Here is a 20,659-nt window from a genome sequence, read left to right as displayed (position 1 = left end):
GTATTTTCTATGGAAATAAACACGGAAATTTTAAAAGGATTTATAGGAACATATACTAAAGGTGATAGCAAGGGTATTTATAATTTTTCTTTTAATACAAATTTAGGAGAAGTAAATAATATAAATGTAGCTGGAGAGCTTGGCAATCCAACTTATATAGCTATATCATCAAATAAAAAATATTTATATTCAGTAATGAAAGATGGAGATATGGGTGGAGTTGCTGCTTATTTAATAAATAAAGAGGATTTAAGCCTATCTCTTCTAAACTATAAACTTTTCCCTGGATCTTCACCTTGTCATCTAATTACTAATAAAGATGATTCTTATTTATTTTCTGCAAATTATCACACTGGTGAGATAAACTGTTATCCATTAAATGAGGATGGTTCTTTATGTGATCCTTCATCTAGAGTTTTTCATGAAGGAACTGGTCCAAATAAAGACAGACAGGAGAAAGCTCATGCTCATTTTGTAGGTCTTACTCCTAATGAAGAAAAGCTTCTTGCCATAGATTTAGGTATTGATAAAATGGTAGTTTATGATTATAAAGATGGAAATCTTGTTGAGGATTCTTCGCTTACTGTAAAATTTGAAGGTGGATCTGGCCCAAGACACATGACCTTCCATCCTAATAAAAACTTTGCTTTTTTACTTAGTGAGCTAACTTCTGAAGTATTTGTACTAAAATATAATCCTTCTAATAACGTTTTTGAAATTATTCAAAAGATATCTGCTTTACCTGAAAACTTTAATGGTAAAAGCAAAGCATCTGCTATACATATTTCATCTGACGGAAGATTTTTATATACTTCCAATCGTGGATATGATTCTATAGCTGTATTTGCTGTAGATTCTGAAACTTCTCTTTTATCTTTAGTAGAAATAACAGAAACTAAAGGTAAATACCCTAGAGATTTCGTCATAGATCCTACAGGAAATTATGTTATTGTTCCTCATGAAGGCAGCGATAATATGACTATATTCTCTAGAGACAAAAGTACTGGAAAGATGACTAAACTTGATCAAGAATACACTGTTCCAAGTGGTGTTTGCATAAAATTTCTTTAATGGAGGTATCATATGTCAAAATTATTTAACTCAATACAAATAGGCTCTTTAAATTTAAACAGCAGATTAGTTATGCCACCTATGGCAACTGGAAAAGCCCCTGATGGAAATGTTACTGAAGATATATTAAAATACTATGATGATAAATCTCAAGGAGGTTATATAGGCCTAATTGTAATAGAACATAGCTATATTATGCCTGAAGGAAAAGCTCACAAAAATCAACTTTCGGTAAGTGAAGGCGTTGATATAGATAAACTAAAAACCTTAGCTGATATCATCCATAAAAATGGTTCAAAGGCTGTTATGCAGATTAACCATGCAGGAATTCAAACCTCAGAGGAAGTTACTGGCTTCCCTTCAGTAGGGCCTTCAGCTGTTGCTAACTCTAAAGGTGTTGTAGCTAAAGAACTTTCTGTAGATGAGATAAAAGGTATAGTTAAAGCTTTTGGAGAAGCTGCTTCTAGAGTAAAATCGGCTGGATTCGATGGGGTAGAAATTCATGCAGCTCATGGATATTTACTACATCAATTCTTCACACCATTAACTAATAAAAGAACAGATTCTTATGGTGGAGATGTAAAAAATAGAATAAGAATTCATCTTGAAGTTATTGAGGCTGTTAGAAAAGCTGTGGGGGAAAACTTCCCTATATTATTAAGATTAGGTGCTTCGGACTATACAGAAGGTGGAGTTACTATTGAAGACAGCTTAGTAGCTGGATTGGAGTTTGAAAAGGCAGGAATAAACATTCTAGATGTTTCAGGTGGAGTTAGAGGATTTGTTGTTCCTGGAGCTAATGAAGAAGGTTATTTCTGGCCACTTACTAAAGCTCTTAAGGAAGCATTATCTATTCCAGTAGTTCTTACTGGTGGTATAGTTACCCCTGAAGCCGCTGAGAAACTTTTACAAGAGGAAAAAGCTGATCTTATTGGGGTGGGAAGAGCTATATATAAAGACTCTGACTGGTCTAAAAAAGCATTTGAAAGCTTAAAATAGTTAAAAGTGAATAGAGAAGAGTTAATGGTTTAGGTTAAAATTCAGCCTTGCTGAATTTCTTCATTAACTCTTCATTCTTAACTATTAACTGTTAACTAATACTTAAATTAGATAACTTATGACTACAATTAATATTCCTCCAAGCGGAATAGTTAGTCCATTAAAGGTGGTGCTAATAATCCCTTGTTTAGTAAAGTTCTCATAAAACTTAGTTGTACTTCGTTCTTTTTCTGTAGTTCTTAAGTTCATATAAGATGAGTATTGAGAACCTTGAGATCCTAAGGATGTCATATCTAATCCCGAGGAGTTACCTCCCATAATTAAGAAAAAGCCTATTACAGTTACTATTAGTCCCTCTATTAAAAGAACATCTTGTATCCTATAAGGATATTTTGATGAAATACCCATTGCAACTAATATTCCTATCGTCATTAGTATAAAAGCTAACCCAAAAGATGCCGCTAATTTTCTTATATTAAGCTTTAAATCATGATGTCTACCTTGAGGATTAATCCTTTTATAAGATTCAGGCTGAAGATGAGTACTTATAGCATTTTTTAATATATCAAATATCAAAGCCATATTTATATTTCCTGACTCTTTAATCACTTCTTTAATCTCCTCTCCATACCTCTCTCTCCATTCTTTTGGATAGAGACGAATTAAGAGGTCTATAAGCCTCATGTTAACCTCAATCTACTTTTTCCAGTAGATATTATCTTATTTATATGCTCTAGCTGAAAGCTTAAAAGCTTCTTTCCTTCTTCTGTTATCTTATAAGGAATTTTCCTATCTTCAGTTATTACAGGCTTTATAAGATTATTTTTTTCTAATCTTGATATAGCTCCATATAAGGTTCCTGCCCCAAGTTCTATAGAGAAATTACTTTTTAAATCTTCCATAATAGCATAGCCATGCTTATCCTCTTCAGCTAAACTAATTAAAATTAATAAAGAAATATCCTTAAACTTACCCATTTCCTCTAAATTCATAAACTCACCGCCTTATTACGTTATACTTTGTATCGTATAACGTAATAGTATCAGTTTATTATTTCTATGTCAATATTATCCACTAAAATTCTATATTTTCCTCTATTTCTTTGAAGTGATAGCGGTGCATATTTTTTATGGGTAATATGTCTATTAGTTTACTAGAATAAAAATCTATTCTGTAGTTGCATATATCCTTCTTTCTTTGGAAATAGTTTGTTGTTTCTGTTATTGATTGAACACTATTCATCTTAATTATTATGGAGGTTTTGCTAAAGGCTCCAAAGCTTCCATAAAATATTTTTTCATCATATCCCATTGTGTTGTTTCTATATTCTACATAACAGCTAAATATTATTATTGGCATAAACATAAATATAAAAACTGCTTTGTGGAAAATGAAACTTATCACTAAAAAAATCACAATACTAAAAATCACTGGGAAGATAAAGAATCTTTTCATTGCATTTTTAGGTGGATATTTTAATTCAATATTTTCAAAACTAAAATTTGGAATTAAAGTATCTATTAATATGTTTAACTTCCCTTTATTAGTTAAGGGATAAAAAATTGCTTCTTCCTTTTCTTCATCTCCATAACCTGCTGTAACTACTTCAACCTTATATTGCTTAAACCACTGATTTATAAGCGTTTGCTTTAATTTTATAGCTTGTATATTTTTAATAGGTAATGTGTATTTTTTTAAGCTTATTAAACCATATTGGATGTTTAGTTTATTATCTTGTTCATATATTATAAAGTTGTAGTATCTAATAAATGTTACTATGACAGATACTATAAATGAAAGGATATAAATTACTGTAAATAATTGAATTGAAAATACAATTAATTCCCCCATAGATTTTTTAATTACATCTTCTATGTTAAAGTACTTATCTACATATTTGCTTATATCTAGTTTTAGTGTATCTAATAAATCATCTAAAAAAGTAAAGGAAGATACAATAAGTGTTACTATTAAGCCAAGTTTATTTTTTGTTAAAGCTAATATAAATAGTTCTCTATTAGTGCATTTAAATTCCTTTGATCTCTCTTTGTCTTGTACAGTGTTAGCTTTTTGAATTTTTGGATCTGTAGTTGTTTCTATTACACTTTTTATATAATCTATTCGTTCTTTATTTAATACTATATCTACTTCGGCTTTTCCTAAAGTAGTACTTCCACTATCAACCTTAAGCCTGTAAATACCTATGATTCTCTGAAGAAAACTTTGTCCTATATCTATTGTTGAAATATTATCTTTAGATAATGTTAATACTTTTTTACTGATTATTCCTGTTTGATAATATAGCATGTTCTCTTTTAAATAAAACTTTTTATTATACCAAACTAATATACTGTATATTGCCATCAGCATGCATATGCCTGCTCCAATAGCAATGCTAACTAAAATTTCATTATTTAAAACCATGGGTATAAAAATAAAAAAGTTACCTTTTATGTATTTAAACGTCTGAGATATTATGGTTGATGGGTGATTTCTTTGAGGTTTATCCATTATTATCTACCCCCGTTTCCTGGGGTTCTAATAGTATCTCTTCCTCTAGTACTTGCTCTTGCTCATTTGCTCTATCCTTGAGTTTTTTAATTACCCTATTATTTATGTAATCACAAATTTCATCTGCTGTTTCTTTTGGAAGTCCTACTAATCCAAATACTCCTCCAGCTGTTGATATACTTACAGTAGCTATTTTATATAGCTTATTTATAGGACCTTGATTAACGGTTATGTGTTGGATTCTAAGCATTGGTATAATAGTGTGCTGTACAAAAAATATTCCATGATAAAACTCAATTTTATCTTCTGTAATACTATATTTCCACTGCCTGTACTCTATTTTAGGATATAAAAAAGCATTTAGAGCAAGCAAGAGTAGTATAACCCCTTGAATTATAGTAGCTACTAAAACAAAAGTCTCATCCCAGTTTTTTATAAACATTCTTACCCCTATAAATATTGCTAAAAATATTAGGAATGTTATAACTCTTGCTGTCCTCCAGGACTTTACTGCTTTTTTATCTACGTTTTTAAATGCATCTGGTTTAACGATATCGATTATTTCACTCCTCTTAATAACTATGTACGAATCTTTTTCTTCCATTTTTATCCCCCTAAGAATTATATTTATTTCCTTATATTTCATTATTATAACTTAAAATAGACAATAATTATCCTTAAATAATTATTAAAAAATATATTACAATCCATAATTTTATGATAATATATTAACTAATCTTATCAATAATAAGGAGTTTTATATGAAACAATTAAAAACAAAAGGCTTTTTAGTAGTACTTGGAGCTGTTTTGCTTCAATTGTGTATTGGCTCTATTTATTCATGGAGTCTTTTTAATGAACCTATTGCTACCTATCTTGATATTTCAAAAAGCAAGGTTGTCCTTACTTTTTCTATAACGGTATTTGTATTTGCTTTTGTGACTATATTTTCTGGAAAACTTCAAGACAAAATTGGTCCTAAGCCTGTAGCAATGATTGGTGGAGCTTTTTATTCTATTGGTTTGTTTTTATGTTCAAAATCCACATCTCTTTTAGATTTCTATATATACTACGGCTTTGTTGCTGGTATAGGTATTGGCTTCGTTTATGTATGTCCTTTATCAACCTGCATAAAATGGTTCCCAAATCATAAAGGATTAGTTACTGGAATTTCTGTTGGAGCTTTTGGCCTTGGAAGTTTAGTTTTCAACCCATTAATTCAAGCTTTATTAGCTTCTCTGGGAATCTCTAAGACGTTTTTGTTTTTATCTATAATAAATTTAGTTTTGATTTTTATAGGCTCTAACTTATTATCTTTACCTGATGAGTCATTAACTATTAAAAACAAGGTTGTAGCCATTAATAAAAACTATACACCTATGGAAATGGTGAAAACTAAGAATTTCCCTCTTCTATGGATAGCTTATTTATTTGGAACTATGAGTGGACTTTTAGTAATTGGCTTAGCTAGGGACATAGGAATTGAATTAGCTGGTCTTTCTCCTAAAGCAGCCGCTACTGCTGTATCTGCTGTTGCTATATTTAATGCTACTGGAAGACTTTTTTGGGGAACTCTCTCAGATAAGATAGGAAGAATAAAGGTAATAACCATATTATTGGGAATCACTACAGTATGCATGATACTTAAGAGTGTTTTAACCCTTAATATAATAAGTTACTTTTTAACTTTGGGAGGAGTAACCTTCTGCTTTGGAGGTTTTTTATCTGTGTATCCTACTATAACCGGGGACTTTTTTGGGCTTAAAAACCTAGGTTCAAACTATGGCTTAATGTATCAAGCTTATGGTATAGCAGCCTTAGTTGGTCCACTTATATCGGCCGCAGCCGGAAACTTAAAATTAACCTTTATTATCTCAGCTATTTTATCTTTAATAGGTCTAATTATATCTCTTTTTATAAAATCTCCTTTTAGGGGTAACAGTTAATATTTATATAGTTAAAAGTGAATAGTAAATGAAGAAATTCAGCTAAGCTGAATTTCAACAATAACTTTTAACCATTCTCTTTTAACTATTAACTTAACTCTAATAATGTACTCTTACTAACCAAAATTTTATTTTTTTATCACTCCAGCCAAGATCCCATGGTACATTGTTTCTATCTGTATTATGACATGTAACTAAGGAATATCCTTTCGAATCTGCTCCAGTTACTGTTGAAATATGAGTTATATCACCCTTCTTCTCATAAGCCACAAAATCTCCTGGCAGTAGTTTATAAGATGCTTTATAAACCTTCTCATAACTACCTTTAGCTATAATTGAAGCTCTCCCGCTATTTATCATATAAGATGTAAATTTATCTGCATTTACCCAAGGACCAGTAGCACTTCCTTTATCATAATTCCAAGTACCATTCTTTTTAAATTTTCCACCTTCACTTAATATCTGAGAAGCAAAATTTGCGCAGTCTCCACCCTCAGGATTAAAGTCTCTGTATTTCTTATTATACTTAAATCCATATTCAGGAGCTGTAGCTGCACCACAGTATTGCATAGCATAAGCTACTGCATTTTTTCTTCTCTCATTTATTTCTGACATGTCTCTCTCTGGCTGAGCTGCTATATACTCCTTAATATCTTGAGCTTTTATATTTTCTAAACTTAATGAATCAGCAAAGGGGTCTGTATACCACTCTTTTGTTATTATCCATTGACCATCCCTATTTGTTAATGTCATTGAATGATATGTTCCTATCCTAGAACTATTCACTTCATCGGGTTTATCTTCATACACATATTTATATTCTGTATTACAAAGTATATTAAAATAACATTTTTCAGTTCCATTTTTTTTAGAACTTCTAATAACTATTTTAGGTATTATATCTACAAATTTTATTCCTTGTTTTTCTGCCCAGTTATTTATATACTTAACCTTTCTCTCCTCATACTCATATGCCCATTGACCGTATTTTGTATCCGTTGCATATAAGGTATCTATAAGCTCTAAATCTTTTTCTAAAACTGCCTTATTTTTACTTACAAATATGGTTTCCACAAAGTCTAAAACTTCTTGGTCTACACTTTCTGCATTTGCTACCTGTGGAATATTTAATTTAATTAGAGAAAGAAATAATGTGAAAACTATAAACTTATTTACTGCTTTCCTGTATTGTTTTATAGGCAAGCTCATAGATACTTCTCCTTTCTTAACCTGTTTATTTTAAATTATCATTGATAATTTCTATAAATTCCTTAGTGTCTTCATCTTCTGGAGCTCCCTTATGCCAACTTTCCTCTTCACCACTCCAACCACCAAAATATTTAGCTTTTAATATAATTTCAGGTCTATATTCAAAATGTAAAATATCAAAATGTCCCCATTTTCCTCCCCAAACAAAATTATTTTTTTCAAAAGCTTCAACTAACTCTTTAGGATATTGTAGAAGCCTAGAGTTACCATCTTTTTCTGAACTCCATTTCCAATAATCTCTTTTATCACTTTTTAAATCTATTGCTATTCCATAAGAATGAGGACTTAATCTTCCTGTACCTGATATAACTCTATAGTTAAAGGTTCCACTTGCAGGATATAGTATACCTCCTATATCTCCTCTGCTTTTTGCTAAGGGCATAACTTCTTTTAGCGCTGTTTCTAAAGAAGTTTTTGCACCATTTTTACTATTAAATTGATAATTGGTATATCCATATTGAAGAGCTATTAAATTAGTTTCTATAGCCTTTTTAGAATCTCCATATACTTCATTAAAAATCTCATAAGACCTGGCTCTTCCTGGATCAAAATCTTTTTTCATTATTTCTTTAGGCATTTCTAAAGGATATATTTGTTCCATCATATCTTGTAAATCTGGATCTTGAAGTTTGTCATCATGGGTTTTATTTCTTTTATCATCATATAAGACCTTTTTTCCTGATTTCATAATTAAATAAACTTTATCACCATTTTTTTCTACTGACTTTACATGTTCAGGATATGCAAGTTTTAAGGTAAGTAAATCTTGTTTCATTGTTATTAAATAATCTCGCTCTTCCGTAGCTGATGTAATTTTAGGAATATTTATAACTATTAAAATTAAAAATAATAACCTACATAAGTTTTTTTTCATTTTTTTCACCTCTTAAATCCATATAAATATATCCTGTCCTGAGTTTTAGCATAGTATGTGTTATAGATTTTTTTAAATTTACAAATTAATTTATCTTATAGTATAATTTACCGAAATAGCGAAATATTTAAGGGGCTGATATTTATGAACGTAATTGATATATGTATGGGTATTCAAACTGATATAGTTAAATGGAGAAGAGATCTTCATGAGATACCTGAACTCGGAATAGAGTTAGAAAAAACACACAAATATGTAACTGACGAACTTAACAAAATGAACATTTCCTACAAAACCATAAGTAAAACTGGAATTGTAGCTATAATAGAAGGAATTTCAGATGGACCAACTATAGGAATAAGAGCTGATATGGATGGTCTTCCTATTAAAGAAAAAACTAAATTACCTTTTTCATCTAAAAATAATTGTATGCATGCCTGTGGTCATGATGCTCATACTTCCATGCTTTTAGCAACAGCAAAAATTTTATCTCAAAATAAAAATTTATTAAAAGGAAATGTAAAACTTATATTTCAACCAGCTGAAGAAATTTCTTCTGGAGCAGAAGCTATGATAAAGGAAGGAGTATTAGAAAACCCTAAAGTTGATTTTATATTAGGGCTTCATATAGGAGCCTTATTCCCTGAGGTTAAACTAGGTATGATTGGGATTAAATCTGGTTATATAACTTCAGCTGTAGATAAAATATCTGTAACTGTGAAAGGAAAAGGTGGTCATGGTGCTATGCCTCACCTTTCTGTAGATCCTATCTTAATTGCATCTGAAATAATATCTTCATTACAAAAAATAGTAAGTAGAGAGACAAATCCACATCATCCTGTTGTTGTAACTATAGGATCAATAAATGGTGGCTCTAGCTGGAACATCATACCTGAAAAAGTAACTTTTGAAGGTACTATAAGAAGCATATATCCTGAAGATAGAGATATGTTAGAAAAAAGAGTAGTTGAAATTTGTGAAGGAGTTGGTAAAGCAAATGGTGCAGAAGTTAAAGCCAGATACGAAAGAATCTGTCCATCTGTAAATAATAACCCTTATACTACTGAGGTACTAATTAAATCTTCTGAAAAAGTAGTTGGAAAAGATAACTTGATTATATTAGAACATCCTACAATGGTTTCTGAAGATATGGCCTATTACCTTAAAGAAATACCTGGAACCTTCTTTTTCTTAGGCTCAAATAATCCACAAAAGAAAATTATTTATCCACATCATCACCCTAAATTTACTGTGGATGAAGATGTTTTGTGGATAGGTCCAGCTGTATTTATACAAAGTGTTTTTGATTTTTTTGATTTAATTTAAGATATTTATTTTAATAAAAACAGCCCCTATTAATTATAGAGGCTGTTTAACTTATTTATATATAGTTTTCTTACTTCTTCTATTTCACCTAATGATTTATCAACTTTTTCAACTTCAAAACCATTATTAATAAGGAGTTCTTCCCAAGAATCTAAATCCTTAGTTCCATGTTTACCTCTCATTAAAAGCAGTGGCTGTAGGACTATTTTATTTATATTCCTAGACTTAAGCATATATATAATGTCTTCTAAGGTAGGAGTACCTTCTAAGGTTCCTATAAGAACTTTTCCATAACCTTTATTAATAAACTCCTGTTGAAGTTTTAAATAGCTGCTATTTCCTTCATGATTAGTTCCATGAGCCATATAGACGTAATTAAGCTCTTTTGATGGATCAAGTGAGTTTATTAGATTCATATAGTCCTCATCCTCACTTAATAGAGGTGTAGCTACTACTGCTGTAATTCTATTTCTATAGCTTTCTACAACGTCTAATAAATCAAGATACTCTTTTCCTGGTATAAGATGGAGTGGAAGTATAAAGACTTCTGTGCATCCTAGTTCAATTAAAGCTTCAAGCTCTTCCTCAAGATTATTTACCTTTATCCCTGATTGTCTAAAAAGCTTATTAATAATAAATTTCGAAGTAAATGCAAGTCTAACTTCATCCCCTGAAAACTCTTTTTTAATCTCTTTAATCAATGGCTTTAACGATGAATTTACTCCCTCTAGATTAGCTGTTCCATGAGTTACTACTAATATAGCTTTCATGATTTTACCCTCTAAAGGATTTAAAGGCTTCAATAAACTTATCTATATGAGCTTCTTCATGTTTTACAGATAAAAATAAAGCTTCAAACTGTGATGGTGGAAGATAGATTCCGTGCTCAAGCATATGTTTAAAGTATCTTACAAATCTTTCTTTATCACACTTTTTAACATCTTCATAGGTTTCAACTTTTTCTCCTTCTGTGAAAAACAAAGTAAGCATTCCTCCAGCTCTATTTATAACTACTGGAACTCCATTCTCTTTTGAAGCTTCTTTAATTCCTTTTTCTAATCTCTCACCCAAGGCATTTATATGATTATAGTATTCTGGATTATTATGAAGTTTCTTTAAAGTTGCTAAACCCGCTGCCATAACTATAGGATTTCCAGACATTGTTCCTGCCTGATATACTGGTCCCATTGGGGAAAGCATCTCCATTATCTCCTTTCTTCCTGTGTAAGCACCACAAGGAAGTCCTCCACCCATTATCTTTGCGTAAGTTACAAGGTCAGGCTTTACCTTAAATAGGCTTTGTGCACCTTTATAAGCTACTCTAAATCCACTCATTACTTCATCAAATATTAATAGAGTTCCGTATTCATCACAAAGACTTCTAAGTTCAACCATAAACTCATCATTAGCCTTTATAACTCCCATATTTCCTGCTACAGGTTCTATAATAACAGCACCAATATCTTTTCCCTTTTCCTTAAATACAGTTCTTATACTATCTATATTGTTATACTCAGCTACCAAAGTATTCTCTATATTTTCTCTTGGAATACCTGCACTTCCTGCAATGCCAGTTGTAAGTACTCCAGAGCCAGCTTCCACTAAAAAGCCTTCAAAATGTCCATGATAACAGCCTGAGAACTTAAGTATCTTATCTCTTTTTGTATATCCTCTAGCAAGCTTAACAGCGCTCATGGTTGCTTCTGTACCTGAGTTAACCATTCTCACCATTTCTACATTATCTAGGGTTTCACACATAAACTTAGCTAAATCTAATTCAAGCTTTGTAGGTGCGCCAAAAGCTATAGCACCTTTTGAAGTATTATTAATAGCTTCAACTACATCTTCATCGCAATGTCCTAAAAACATAGGACCCCAAGCTAAAACAAAATCCACATACTCTTTTCCATCTTCATCATATATGTAAACACCTTTTCCCTCTTTTATTATAGGAGGATTCATTCCAACATTATTAAAAGCTCTAACTGGACTGTTAACTCCACCAGGCATATATTCTTTTGAGGTTTCAAATATTTTCTTGTTATTCACAATACCACTCCTTTATTAGCAAGATTACATTTCTTTAAGCCATTTAGCTGCTTCTAGAGAATAATAGGTTATTATTATATCTGCTCCTGCTCTTTTCATTGATAAAAGCATTTCTAAAGCTATCTTCTTTTCATCTATCCAGCCCATTTTAGCTCCAGCTTTAACCATGGCATATTCGCCACTTACATTATAGGCAGCTATAGGATAGTCAAAATTATCTCTAGCCTTTCTTATAACATCTAAATAAGATAAAGCAGGTTTAACCATTATTATGTCTGCTCCCTCTTCAATATCCTGCTCCATTTCTCTTATAGCTTCTCTTAGATTCGCTGGGTCCATTTGATAGGTTTTTCTGTCTCCAAATTGAGGAGCTGAATTCGCAGCTTCTCTAAATGGTCCATAAAAAGCTGAACAATATTTAGCCGAATAAGCCATTATAGGTATATGTTTAAAGTTATTTTTATCTAATACCTCTCTTATCTTACCTATTCTTCCATCCATCATATCAGAAGGTGCAACCATATCAGCACCAGCTTCAGCATGGGATAAAGCTATCTTTCCTATATACTCAATAGTTTCATCATTATCAACATCAGTTCCATGTATTATTCCACAGTGTCCATGATCTGTATACTCACACATACAAACATCTGTTATAACTAGTATATCTTTATCTAATTCTTTTATTTTTCTTATAGCTTTTTGAACAATTCCTTCCTCATTATAAGCTTCTGAACCACAAGCATCTTTATGCTCTGGTATACCAAAAAGCATTAATCCTCTTACTTTAGCTTCCTTAACTTCTTTAACTACCTCTTCTAATCTATCTATCGAGTAATGATAATTCCCAGGAAGAGAGCTTATTTCATTTTTTATATTTTCTCCTTCTACTACAAATATAGGATATATAAAATCATCTGAGCTTAAGCTGTTTTCTCTAACTAGTGCTCTAGTAGCTTCATTTACTCTTAATCTTCTTCCTCTCTTTATCACTTTAACTTCCTCCATATTTCTTTTATCTCTTCTATAAGTCCGTCATCACTATGTTCCTTGCATACTACAGCATCTATTTTATTTTCAATAAGTGTTTTTAAAGTTATTGGTCCTATAGCTACAACCTTTTTATCTTTTAAAGCTTCTATTCCTACCATTTCTATCATGCTGTTTACTGTACTAGGGCTTGTAAATAGTACCATATCAACTTCTTCAAAGGCTCTTGGATTTTTGATTTCTCCTTTTATTGTTTCATACATAGAAACTTTATCTACTTCTAATCCAAGCTTTCTTATTTCTTCTGATAAGTAATCCCTAGCTTGAAGAGAACATGGTATTAATACCTTCTCCCCTTTATTTAATTTAGGCTCTAAAACCTTAAATAAGCCTTCCCCTAAAAACTCTCTCGCCATAAGGTCTGGAATTATTCCTCTATCTGTTAACGCCTTTGAAGTTGCTTTTCCTACAACACTAAAGCTAGCTTTTAGTTTTCTAACATCAAATTTTATATTTCTTAAATAATCAAAAAAGAAGTTTACACCATTTACAGAAGTAAAAACTATATGATTGTAATCTTCTAATTTATCCATATACGGATTTAAATTATCTGAAGTATCCTTAAATCTTATGGAGTTTATTTCAGTAACCTCTGCACCTAAATCCTTTAGAGTTTCTCTAAGCTTAGAAGCTTGATTTCTAGAACGTGTAACACAAATATTAGCTCCAAATAAAGGTTTATTTCCATACCAATCTAAACTTTCATTAAGGTCTACAACATCCCCTACTACAATTATACATGGTGACTTTAATCCAGCTTTTACACTTTTAGAGTGTATATCTTCTAAGGTTCCAACTACCTTTTTTTGTTTAGAAGATGTTCCTCTCATAATTATAGCTGCCTTAGAGTCCTTGCTCTTTCCATTAGCTAATAATCTTTCTACTATATCCTCAAGATTTTCTAACCCCATTAAAAATACTAAGGTTCCATTTTCCTTAGCTAAAGCTTCCCAATTAACTTTTAGTGAACTTGCTGACATTCCAGTAACTACATGAAAACTTTGAGACATTGCTCTTTGAGTTATAGGTATTCCACCATAATTAAGTACAGAAATAGCAGAGGTAACACCAGGAATTACTTCAAAGTCTATGTTTTCTTTAACTAACTCTAAAGCTTCCTCTCCACCTCTTCCAAAAACATAAGGGTCTCCCCCCTTAACTCTTCCTACTATATGTCCCTCTTTAGCTAACTTAACTAAAGTTTGATTTATTTCATCTTGAGTTTTATAATGTGAACCTGGCTCTTTGCCACAATAGTAAACTTCACAATCATCATTTATATAATTTAAAACATTATTTCCTACTAATCTATCATAAAGAACAGCTGTACATTCTTTTAACTTTCTTACAGCTTTCACAGTTATAAGTTCCTCATCTCCAGGACCTGCCCCAATTAAATAAACTTTACTCATTTTCTCCTCCTTAAGCTTTTAATATAAGATTAGCCAATCTTTTTCCTAAATCTATATTATCTTCTTTATTTCCTAATATATCTTTTTTAATTATCTGTCCATCAATATCGTAGGTTCCGATCATATAAAGGTCATCCCCTTTAACTTCGCTATATATACCTATTAACGTGTGGCAATCCCCATTTAATGTCCTCATAAAGCTTCTTTCAGCCTCTAAAACACATCTAACTTCTTTATTGTCTAAACCTTCAAACAAGGCTCTCTTATCACTATTTTTAAGAACCTCTATTCCTAATGCCCCTTGCCCTACTGCTGGTAACATCTCCTTAGGGTCAAAATAAGTAGTTATAATATCCTCTAAACCTAATCTCTTTAATCCAGCTGCTGCTAATATTATTCCATCTAAGTTTTGAGTCTTCATTTTCTCTAATCTTGTCTGAACATTTCCTCTAATAGGAACTATATCTAAATCATTACGTAACTTTTTAAGTTGGCCTGCTCTTCTTATACTGCTAGTTCCTATTTTAGCTCCTGTTTTAAGTTCTTTAAAATCTATTCCTTCTCTTGATATAAATACATCTCTTACATCTTCTCTTTCTGGAACAGCTGCAATCATAAAGGCATCATCTAAAGCATAAGGAACATCCTTCATACTATGAACAGCTCCATGAGCTCTCTCCTCTAATAAAGCCAGTTCTATATCCTTAACAAAAACGCCTTTTCCACCAATCTTATCTAAAGTTACATCAAGTCTTCTATCTCCTTCTGTAACTATAAGAAGCTTTTCACTATTAATTCCATGAGTTTTATTCAATAATTCCATAACTAACTCCGTCTGGGCTTGAGCTAGTTTACTTTTTCTAGTAGCAATAATTAAACTCATAATCTCCTCCACTTAATTAAATAATCTATGTACTAACTCTTCCTTAAAAAATAAAAGTAAACATTCTTTTTCTTTTCTTTTTTCCCACATAAACTTATAATCTTCTGTAGCAATAAAGCTTATTATTTCCTGTTTATATTCATTAAATTCTTTAGCCTTACTCCTAAGTTTATTTATAAATCCAATAAATTCATCATATTCTTTAAGGTTATTTTTTATTTCCTCTTTTATCATAAGAGAAGCTTTAGGATTTCCACCTTTAGTATTTAAAGCAAAGTTAATATTTCCCAGGGAATCTTGAATAGACATGGCAGCATTTCCATGTCTGTAATTGCCTGCATTTATAAATATTTTAGCCTGCTCTTCGCATTGGGAAATTATTTCCTTAACAACCTTCTCATCATCTATAGCTATTACTATTATATGTTTATCTATAATAAAATCAGATTGATATGAACCTACTATAAGCTCAACTTCATTAAAATTTTCAAAACTATCAACAAAATCTTTTGCTAAAACCTCAACATTACATCCACGTTCTAAAAAACTAGCTGTCTTTATAGCCGCAGCTCTTCCTCCCCCTATAATCCCTACTTTAATTTTTTTAGGAATCAGGGAAAGAAACATAAACTCTAATTCATAAATATCTTCTCTATTATCCTTAGACATTCCTCATCACTTCCCTTTAAACGCTCTTCTTTAAGAACTTCAATAGCTCTATTTACATAGTAATGTGAAGTACTTTTTATAAGATTATCTGCTAACCTTTTAGGATCTTTAGATGAAAGCTTATTATTAAAGGTCTCTATTCTCTCTTCAGCTATCTTATTAGCATTTTCCTTCATCTTTTTTATGTAAGGAGTTATTTCCCTAATGTCTTTCCAAGTTTCAAAACTTTCTATATACTTATCTATTATAAATCTATTTTTATTCATTTTTTCTTTTCTAAGTTTTTTATTTTCTTCATCTATAAGAGCTATACTGTCTATGTCATAAACTTCAGCATCATCTCTTAAAGCTATACTCTCTTCAATATCTCTAGGCATAGCAAGGTCAAATATTAAATATCTTTCCCCTTTTGGTAATTCTCTGTTTTTTAATACTGTATGGGGAGCAGATGTGCACCCTATTATACACCTAACATCCTTTAATATTTCATTTTTCTCCTCAAAAGTTATAATTTTAACCCTCTTATCATCTATGTTTTTTACTGAACTTTTATTTCTGACTACTATATATAAACTATCTATATTATGGGTTAATATATATTTCACAGCTAGGCTTCCCATGTCTCCATATCCTATTACCATGAAGTTCTTAATTCCCTCTTTAAGTGCTTTGTTTACAGCTATAGATGGATAAGATACTGGTATTTCATATAACTTAGCCTCATTTCTAAATTCCTTACCACAAGTTATTGCCTCTTGAAATAAACGCTGAAGATTTCCATGAAGCCCTTTTACATTTAGAGAATTATCATAGGCTTCTTTAATCTGAGAAAGAATCTGGTCTTCTCCTAAAATTTTAGAGTGAAGGCCACATGCAAGCTCCATTATATGCTTAACAACCTTTTCCTCTTTAATATGAAATATGTATTCTCTTAATTCTTTATCCCATTCTAAAGTTTTAAATATATTATATAAAATCTCATGACTTGAATCCTCAGAGTCAAAGTATATTTCTGTTCTATTACATGTATTTATTATCAATACTTCATTACAGAATTCCTTAATATTAATAACTTTATCTAATATATATTTATCTCTAATAACAAACTTTTCCCTTATATCTACACTTGTTCCTTTTAATATTCCGATTAGCTGAATCATTCTTTTCTCTCCTTTTAAGGAAACTCACTATACTCATTTTATACCAACCTCTTCTATATTTAAAGGTTTGTTTTCATAGTTTAAGTATCCCTCTAGGAAAGATGGGATTAAAAAAGTCATCCTTCTCAAAATTTTCTTCTCTGAATTAATTAACTTGATCAATTGTGGTTTTGCGCAATTGTTGTTTTGATGTTTTGCGCAATTGCGCAATTGCGTAATTGCGCAAAATAATTTTTAAAAACTCTTCGCCTCAAGAGTTTCATCAAATTCCTTCTAAGTACAAAACAACAACATAATGACACTTTGACACTTTGACACTTTGACACTTTGACACTTTGACACTTTGACACTTTGACATAGGGTAGTCTACTTTTTCTTCCTACTCATTATTCATCTTTTATAAAAAACAAAAAGGAGCTGAGCCCTAATTAACCTAAAGCTACAACTCCTTAATATATAAATTATTATTTTTAATTCTTAGAAATAATTAATCAAGCTCTTCTCCATTAGATGAAATCACTTTTTTATACCAATAAAATGAATCTTTACGTAGTCTATTTAATGTTCCATTTCCCTCATTATCTTTATCTACATAAATAAACCCATATCTTTTTTTCATTTCCCCTGTTGATATACTAACTAAATCAATACATCCCCAAGGAGTAAATCCAACTAATTCCACTCCATCATTGATTGCTTCCTTCATTTGATTTATATGATCGCGTAAGTAATCAATTCTGTAACTATCATGAATAGACCCATCTGATTCAACTTTATCGATTGCTCCTAGACCATTTTCTACTACCATAATTGGTATTTGATATCTACCATATAACTCATTTAATAAATATCTTAGTCCTTTAGGATCGATTTGCCATCCCCAATCACTTGATTTTAAATATGGATTTTTAACTCCCATAACAACATTTCCTGAAGTTTTTAATGTGTTTTCATCAACAGTACTACAAGTACTCATATAATAACTAAGACTATAGAAATCTACCTTTCCACTCTTTAGAATATCTCTATCTCCTTCTTCTTCAAGAATTGAAATATCTAAATCCTCAAACATACGTTTTGTAAAATGTGGATATTCTCCTCTTACTTGTACATCTCCACAAAAATAGTTCATCCTCATTTCCTTCTGAGCTAATAATACATCATCAGGATTACAACTATATGGATATATACAACCTCCTGCAATCATACACCCTATTTTAAATTCAGGATTAATTTCATGACCTAACTTTACTGCCTTTGCACTAGCTATAAATTGATGATGCAACGCCTGATATCTTTTTGCAACCTGCTCTTTTGTATCAGGAAGCCCCATTACCTGTGCAGGACCATCTTCACACTTAAAACCACCAGATAATATATCTCCTATACTCATTGTAAGACAATTTATTTCATTAAAAGTAAGCCAATACTTAACCAAATCTTTATACTCTGTAAATAGTGTATTACAATATCTAATATAAAAGTCAATACACTTACGATTTAGCCATCCATCATATTTTTTCATTAAATTATAAGGTAATTCATAATGTGAAATAGTTACTAGTGGTTCAATTCCATACTTTTTGCATTCCTCAAAAACAGATCTATAAAAATCTATCCCTTTTTGATTAGGCACTTCATCATCTCCATTTGGAAATATTCGTGTCCAGTTTATGGACATACGAAACATACGAAATCCCATCTCAGCAAATAATGCTATGTCCTCTTTATATCTATGATAAAAATCTATCGCTTCATGTGATGGATAATGTGTGTCGCTCTTTATTTCATTAGTAAAATAACGATGTTTGTCTACAGTACCACCTGTCATATGATCGCAGACACTATCTCCCTTTCCATCTTCATTCCATCCACCTTCAAATTGATTAGCAGCTGTAGCTCCACCCCAAAAAAATTCCTTTGGAAAACTCATTTTTCTTTCCTCCATCTATTTAATATATATCTTCACCTTTGTAGATAAATAAGGTTACAATAAATGTTACTACAAATCCAATTAAAACACTTATTCCCATATAAATCACATTCATTTTTGTTGGTCCTATAAAACCTGCAACTCCAAAAATCCCCGCACTTCCTGCAAATGCATATGTGTATACTTTCATTAACCCTGCAAAAGCTGCTCCACAGAAATTTCCTATCATTGCTGCATATAATGGTTTCTTTAATCTCATATTAATACCAAACATTGCAGGCTCTGTTACTCCACCTACAACTGCTGTAATGGCACTAGATGCTGCTGTTGATTTTGTACTTTTATTTTTACACTTTACTGCTACAGCGGCAGCTGCTGCTCCTTGATTAATGTTAGAAAGCACACCTGCAACACAAACAATCGGCTCATATCCAAATGCTGCAAATGATTGGAACATATAAGGAACTAGAGCTCCATGCATACCTGTTATAACTAAAACTGGATATACAGCTGCTAAAAGTGCAACTCCAAAGAAACCTGTTGTATTATATAACCACATAATTGCTTTTGCTAAATAAGTTCCTAAAAAAGCACCCGCTGGTCCAATTAGGCATAGTGTTAGTGGTAACATTATTAAAATAGTTCCCAATGGTACTACTATTGCTTTGACTGAATCTGGTGATATTTTTTGAAAGAATTTTTCAACATATGACATTACAAATACAGCCATAATTATAGGGAAAATAGTACTTGCATAGGTTGCTCCATAAACAGGAATACCGAATATAGACATTCCTACTCCACCTGCAACATTAGCTACAATCGTAGGATGTATTAAGATTGCACCTAATAACATTCCTAGACCCATATTAGTTTTAAACTTATTTGCAGCTGTTGCTCCTAAAAATATAGGAAGAAAATAAAATCCTGCATCAGCAGCAAAGGCTAGCACATTATAAGTAGGCATATCTTTAGTTAAAAATCCAGCCATCTCACCTAAAATGATAATAACTTTTAACATACCAGCACCAATTAACGCTGGTATTAATGGCATCAAGCTTCCAGAAATACCATCTATAACTGCTCCGAATCCAAACTTCTTTTTAGTATCTAAATTTTCATCTATAGCTTTTTCAGCTGATATTCCAGCTTTTAAGCAGACTAATTTATAAGCATCTCCAACCGATTGTCCTATAATAATTTGTAATTGATCATTAGACCATTGTGCTCCAATTACCCCGTTTATTTTTTGAATCTCGTTCAGGTCAACAACACTAGTATCTTTTAAACTAAATCTTAAGCGTGTCATACAATGACCCAAATGACTTATATTATCCTTTCCGCCCACTAACTCTAAAACCTTTGTTGCAAGTTCTTCATATCTTTCTCTCTTCGCCATGTTTCTTCTCCTCTTTTTATTTATATTTTACAAACAATAATTATTTTGACGTAAAATAAAAACCGAAATGACACAATTATTTTTCGTGTCAAATTCGGTAATGCCTCC

At 31.3% G+C, this 20,659-nt stretch carries 19 protein-coding genes; 4 read left to right on the top strand and 15 right to left on the bottom strand.

The annotated features are described in order from the left end of the window. The first annotated feature begins 9 nt into the window (after positions 1–9). Both BUA92_RS13055 and BUA92_RS13050 read left to right on the top strand, forming a co-directional pair. Complete coding sequence (locus BUA92_RS13055) at positions 10–1,071, top strand: lactonase family protein (protein ID WP_073020127.1); 1,062 nt, start codon at positions 10–12, stop codon at positions 1,069–1,071. A gap of 12 nt (positions 1,072–1,083) precedes the next feature. Beyond that, on the top strand, positions 1,084–2,070 hold the full coding sequence (locus BUA92_RS13050; protein ID WP_073020125.1) for an oxidoreductase: 987 nt from the start codon (positions 1,084–1,086) through the stop codon (positions 2,068–2,070). Positions 2,071–2,172: 102 nt separating this feature from the next. On the opposite strand, the gene BUA92_RS13045 is transcribed toward BUA92_RS13050, so the two are convergent. The 4 genes from BUA92_RS13045 to BUA92_RS13030 all read right to left on the bottom strand — a co-directional run bounded on the left by BUA92_RS13045 (position 2,173) and on the right by BUA92_RS13030 (position 5,185). Then, a complete protein-coding gene (locus tag BUA92_RS13045; RefSeq protein ID WP_139259344.1) occupies positions 2,173–2,679 on the bottom strand; it encodes a hypothetical protein in 507 nt (168 codons plus the stop codon). 71 nt (positions 2,680–2,750) lie between these two features. Then, on the bottom strand, positions 2,751–3,062 hold the full coding sequence (locus BUA92_RS13040; RefSeq protein WP_073020121.1) for a PadR family transcriptional regulator: 312 nt from the start codon (positions 3,060–3,062) through the stop codon (positions 2,751–2,753). Positions 3,063–3,144: 82 nt separating this feature from the next. Continuing rightward, complete coding sequence (locus tag BUA92_RS13035) at positions 3,145–4,581, bottom strand: PH domain-containing protein (protein ID WP_073020119.1); 1,437 nt, start codon at positions 4,579–4,581, stop codon at positions 3,145–3,147. Then, on the bottom strand, positions 4,574–5,185 hold the full coding sequence (locus BUA92_RS13030; protein ID WP_073020117.1) for a PH domain-containing protein: 612 nt from the start codon (positions 5,183–5,185) through the stop codon (positions 4,574–4,576). The genes BUA92_RS13035 and BUA92_RS13030 overlap by 8 nt, the downstream gene beginning before the upstream one ends. Positions 5,186–5,342: 157 nt before the next feature. Here BUA92_RS13030 and BUA92_RS13025 point away from each other — a divergent pair, with 157 nt between their 5' ends. Then, complete coding sequence (locus BUA92_RS13025) at positions 5,343–6,527, top strand: L-lactate MFS transporter (RefSeq protein WP_073020114.1); 1,185 nt, start codon at positions 5,343–5,345, stop codon at positions 6,525–6,527. 99 nt (positions 6,528–6,626) lie between these two features. Here BUA92_RS13025 and BUA92_RS13020 read toward each other — a convergent pair whose 3' ends face one another. Beyond that, complete coding sequence (locus tag BUA92_RS13020) at positions 6,627–7,736, bottom strand: amidase domain-containing protein (RefSeq protein ID WP_083553518.1); 1,110 nt, start codon at positions 7,734–7,736, stop codon at positions 6,627–6,629. A gap of 25 nt (positions 7,737–7,761) precedes the next feature. Further along, on the bottom strand, positions 7,762–8,670 hold the full coding sequence (locus BUA92_RS13015; RefSeq protein WP_073020112.1) for a M15 family metallopeptidase: 909 nt from the start codon (positions 8,668–8,670) through the stop codon (positions 7,762–7,764). A gap of 144 nt (positions 8,671–8,814) precedes the next feature. Here BUA92_RS13015 and BUA92_RS13010 point away from each other — a divergent pair, with 144 nt between their 5' ends. After that, a complete protein-coding gene (locus BUA92_RS13010) occupies positions 8,815–9,996 on the top strand; it encodes a M20 metallopeptidase family protein (protein ID WP_073020110.1) in 1,182 nt (393 codons plus the stop codon). Positions 9,997–10,025: 29 nt separating this feature from the next. Here the strand turns inward: BUA92_RS13010 and BUA92_RS13005 are convergent, their stop codons facing one another. The 9 genes from BUA92_RS13005 to BUA92_RS12965 form a co-directional block, all read right to left on the bottom strand. Further along, positions 10,026–10,766, bottom strand: coding sequence for a sirohydrochlorin cobaltochelatase (locus BUA92_RS13005; protein ID WP_073020108.1), 741 nt, complete (start codon positions 10,764–10,766; stop codon positions 10,026–10,028). A 4-nt stretch (positions 10,767–10,770) separates the two neighbouring features. Then, positions 10,771–12,045: a glutamate-1-semialdehyde 2,1-aminomutase gene (gene hemL / locus BUA92_RS13000; protein ID WP_073020106.1), complete on the bottom strand. Its 1,275-nt coding sequence runs from the start codon at positions 12,043–12,045 to the stop codon at positions 10,771–10,773. A 24-nt stretch (positions 12,046–12,069) separates the two neighbouring features. Continuing rightward, positions 12,070–13,038: a porphobilinogen synthase gene (gene hemB / locus BUA92_RS12995; protein ID WP_073020105.1), complete on the bottom strand. Its 969-nt coding sequence runs from the start codon at positions 13,036–13,038 to the stop codon at positions 12,070–12,072. After that, positions 13,035–14,507, bottom strand: coding sequence for a uroporphyrinogen-III C-methyltransferase (gene cobA / locus BUA92_RS12990; RefSeq protein WP_073020104.1), 1,473 nt, complete (start codon positions 14,505–14,507; stop codon positions 13,035–13,037). The genes hemB and cobA overlap by 4 nt, the downstream gene beginning before the upstream one ends. A gap of 10 nt (positions 14,508–14,517) precedes the next feature. Further along, positions 14,518–15,390: a hydroxymethylbilane synthase gene (hemC, locus tag BUA92_RS12985; RefSeq protein WP_073020103.1), complete on the bottom strand. Its 873-nt coding sequence runs from the start codon at positions 15,388–15,390 to the stop codon at positions 14,518–14,520. 12 nt (positions 15,391–15,402) lie between these two features. Further along, positions 15,403–16,059, bottom strand: a complete 657-nt coding sequence (locus BUA92_RS12980; RefSeq protein WP_073020102.1) for an NAD(P)-dependent oxidoreductase — start codon at positions 16,057–16,059, stop codon at positions 15,403–15,405. Further along, entirely contained in the window at positions 16,023–17,219 is a 1,197-nt protein-coding gene (hemA, locus tag BUA92_RS12975; RefSeq protein ID WP_073020100.1) for a glutamyl-tRNA reductase, read from the bottom strand. The genes BUA92_RS12980 and hemA overlap by 37 nt, the downstream gene beginning before the upstream one ends. Before the next feature lie 487 nt (positions 17,220–17,706). Beyond that, on the bottom strand, positions 17,707–19,152 hold the full coding sequence (locus BUA92_RS12970) for a glycoside hydrolase family 1 protein (protein WP_175550907.1): 1,446 nt from the start codon (positions 19,150–19,152) through the stop codon (positions 17,707–17,709). Between the two features lie 19 nt (positions 19,153–19,171). Then, positions 19,172–20,551 carry a PTS transporter subunit EIIC gene (locus tag BUA92_RS12965; protein WP_073020098.1) on the bottom strand — a complete coding sequence of 460 codons (1,380 nt, stop codon included), beginning with the start codon at positions 20,549–20,551 and terminating at the stop codon, positions 19,172–19,174. Positions 20,552–20,659 lie beyond the last annotated feature (108 nt).

The organism is Clostridium intestinale DSM 6191 (assembly GCF_900130055.1).
Classification (GTDB): Bacteria; Bacillota; Clostridia; order Clostridiales; family Clostridiaceae; genus Clostridium_T; species Clostridium_T intestinale.
The sequence above is the reverse complement of the archived record's forward strand: the minus strand, read 5'-3'. Positions and strand labels throughout refer to the sequence as shown.